Source organism: Armatimonas sp., from assembly GCF_031410135.1.
Taxonomy (GTDB): domain Bacteria; phylum Armatimonadota; class Armatimonadia; order Armatimonadales; family Armatimonadaceae; genus Armatimonas.
This window is the reverse complement of sequence record NZ_JANNYP010000841.1, coordinates 1-2,943: the sequence shown is the minus strand read 5'-3', so window position 1 is coordinate 2,943 and position 2,943 is coordinate 1. Positions and strand designations below refer to the sequence as shown.

The window sequence follows — 2,943 nt, the reverse complement described above, 5'->3', positions numbered from 1 at the left end:
GGATCACCGCCGCGCCAGGGCTGTAGCGGTCGAAAGCATTGCCCTTTTCTTGTTGCTGCGCCAGGGCAGCCGATGCGGTGAGCGTCAGTGCGCCCGTGAGTAGATTTCGTCGGTTCATAGGTTATTTATCCTCCAGATCATAGCGTGCAAAGATCGGCTGGCCGACCACGGAAGGCGGCACCACTTTACGAAACGCGTCCATGTGCGGTGTCTTCATGTGGGCATCCAGTGCCGCGCCGTCGGTCCAGCGCTCGTAGACAAAGAACGTGTTGGGGTCTTCGATGTCCTGATAAAAACGGTAGTGCAGGCAGCCCGGCTCTTTGCGGGTCTCGACTCCCATCACGCGCATGGCCTCCAGAGCCGTATCGCGCTTGTCGGGGTGCACGGTCGAGGTTACTTCAATGATCACCATGCCGCCCATTTTACCTGACGGATGGCATTTTGGGGACGGGCGAGAAACGGGCGGCTAAAGCGGCCCGCTGTTGCGGCAAGACCCATGAATGGGCCTATAGATCAGTGAGTTTCCAGAGACAGACGTCTTTGTCAGTTGTAGGGAGGACGAGGTATTCATCGCTCATAAAGCCCGAGTGGTAGCCACAACGGATCCCGTACTCTTTGGGTAACTCCAGCAATTTCGTGAGGGTGTAGCTTTCTAGGGAGACACAAAGGACAGCATAGGCTGTAGGTACAAGAAGAAGGTTAGTGTGCTGATAGAACGAGAATGCGGAGGTGGCGTCGTGCTGATACTCGTAGAGAGCTTCGCCGGTAGCAAGACATAGAATCTGGAGATAGCCGCCGTTTCTCCGTAACCCGGAGAGCGCCAGTCGCCCCTCCGTTAGCTCTTGGGATGCTGTAACCACTGAGGAGCGTTTCAGAAAGTAGTTGGCGATTTTGCCCGATTCGATTTGTGCCACACAGCCCCGGTTTTTCAGCGTGCCATTGAGATAGAGGGCACCAGTTTGGTAGGCGTTACAAGCCTGCACCTCAAACCCAGGCAGTGTATAGAGTAAGTTCCACTGGTGATCAAAAACAAACTCTCCCTGAGAGTAATGGCACTCATTTTTCCATAAAAAGCACAGGATAGGCTCCGTACCACGCTCGTTGTAGTTCAGCGCGTCCCCCATAAGAGTAAGGTTTCCATAGATGCCGCCGCACTCTCCCACACCCGAAAAATAAACTCTGCCTGCCTCCTGATCTATCAAGAAACTATGAATACGCAACTCGGGTTTGAAGAACGTCTCCCAAAGAATCTCTCCTTCTGGCAGGCTATAGGCGGCGAAAAAACCATCCTTTCGATACGCGTATAAAATCGGCTCCTGAGGGTGATTTGCAACCGCCAGCGCAGTCTCCTGAACGCGAAAATGGCAATTGGGATGCTGTATTTCCATAGTGCTTCAGCCTGCTTGCCGCAACAGTGGACCGGTTTACCCGCCCGCTTCCCACGGTCTCGGGGCGTTTTTCCAGTTGCCTGCGCGATCTTCGCCTGCCACCAGAATGCCTTTGTCATCCCAGCCCAAATGGGCCTTGACCTCGGCGGCGCAGTAGCGGAGGGTGAGGCCGCAGCGGCGGCGGTCGGAGTTATTCGGCTCAGAGCCGTGGAGTAGCAGGTCGGAGTGGAGGGAGGCTTCGCCCGCACGCAAGCTATCGTCCACGGGGGCATCGCCGAATTGCTCAGCGTTTTCGATTTTTAGGTTGAGCACGTTGTCCTCGGCAGCGCTGGAGGGCAGGTGCATCACGGGGCCGTGCAGGTGCGAGCCGGGGATAAAGCGCATGTTGGCGTTCTCGGGGTCGGCGTCGTCTATGGCCAGCCAGACGGTGACGGTCTTGCTCGGGGTCAGTGGCCAGAACACGGCATCTTGGTGCCAGTCCACTTTCTTGCCGTCAAAGGGCATCTTGCAGAAAAAGTGTGCCCCCCAGCCGATCACATCGGGGCCGAGAATATCACAGACTGCCGCGATAATCTTAGGGTGCTTGAGAATATCGTAGACGAAGGCGTGTTTTCGGTGGGCCGTGGCAATCGAGTAACTACTTCCGCCAGAGGCGAGAGTCTGGGTTAAGACTTCGTCGAAGCGGACACGGAGCGCGGAGATCTCGTCGTCGGTGAAGATCGGGACGGGGCGGATGTAGCCGTGCTGGTTGTAGTGCGCGAGCTGCGAGAGCGAGAGTGCTTTTGGCTCTTGCGTCGTTGCAGGGTGAAATTTGAGATCACGCTCAATGGTAGTGAGGTCGTCGGGGTCGGGGACGTAGGCAAGGGCCTGCGGCTTTGCGGATTCCATGCGGCTATTGTAGCAGGTCACGCCAGTCCGGGCCGACCTGGGTGCGAGAAAGCCCTTTCTTGCGCCTTGGCTCGCGCTCCTCGTTCTTGATCCAACGCAGGTTGAGCGGCGGTGTTAGATCATCGCGCTGGGGGCCACGGAGCTTCCAGAACGTGTTGCTCTCCACAAGGCAGTCCAGCGGCGGTAGGGTCGCGGTGCCATTGGCTCCGATCTGGCCGATCACTACCCCACGGGCGCAGTCCACAACGGTGTTTCCGGTCAGCCGTGCCCGCTTGACTTGCCAGTAGCCATTGAGGGGCGAGCTAGGAATGCCGTTCATGAAACAGAGCGTCCCGTAGAAGCCGGTGCCCGTCAGCCCCTCCAGGTAGTTGTCGAACACCTCATGATCCTCGCCGATCACCCGGATGCCGCCGGTCTGCGGCTTCTGATTGCCTAGAAAGACATTGCCGCTCACCTTGCAACGGTTCCCATGCCGTAGGGTCAGAGTTCCAGCGCACTCTAAGAAAGTGTTGTTCCGATAGAGATTCTCCTAAGTACAGGACAAAAATTGTAGTGCCTTCTCGCGCTGACACTCTTTGACAGTTCTGCACAAAGAGGTCATCCAATTTTGGAGTGCGTCCAAGCCGAGGCGGAACAGGCAAATGGGGGCACGTTCATGCTTCAAGCA

General features: G+C 56.9%; 3 protein-coding genes and 1 pseudogene. All 4 read right to left on the bottom strand.

Annotated features, from left to right (window positions below; translation table 11 throughout):
- Nucleotides 1–121: 121 nt before the first annotated feature.
- Nucleotides 122–412 (bottom strand): putative quinol monooxygenase, encoded by a 291-nt coding sequence (locus RMO15_RS30435; RefSeq protein WP_309722106.1) that lies wholly within the window; start codon nt 410–412, stop codon nt 122–124.
- Between the two features lie 94 nt (nt 413–506).
- A complete protein-coding gene (locus tag RMO15_RS30430) occupies nt 507–1,388 on the bottom strand; it encodes a hypothetical protein (protein WP_309722101.1) in 882 nt (293 codons plus the stop codon).
- A gap of 36 nt (nt 1,389–1,424) precedes the next feature.
- Nucleotides 1,425–2,276: a phytanoyl-CoA dioxygenase family protein gene (locus RMO15_RS30425; protein ID WP_309722098.1), complete on the bottom strand. Its 852-nt coding sequence runs from the start codon at nt 2,274–2,276 to the stop codon at nt 1,425–1,427.
- Nucleotides 2,277–2,280: 4 nt separating this feature from the next.
- Nucleotides 2,281–2,793 (bottom strand): annotated as a pseudogene (locus RMO15_RS30420) (chondroitinase-B domain-containing protein); the annotation flags it as partial.
- Between the last annotated feature and the right edge of the window lie 150 nt (nt 2,794–2,943).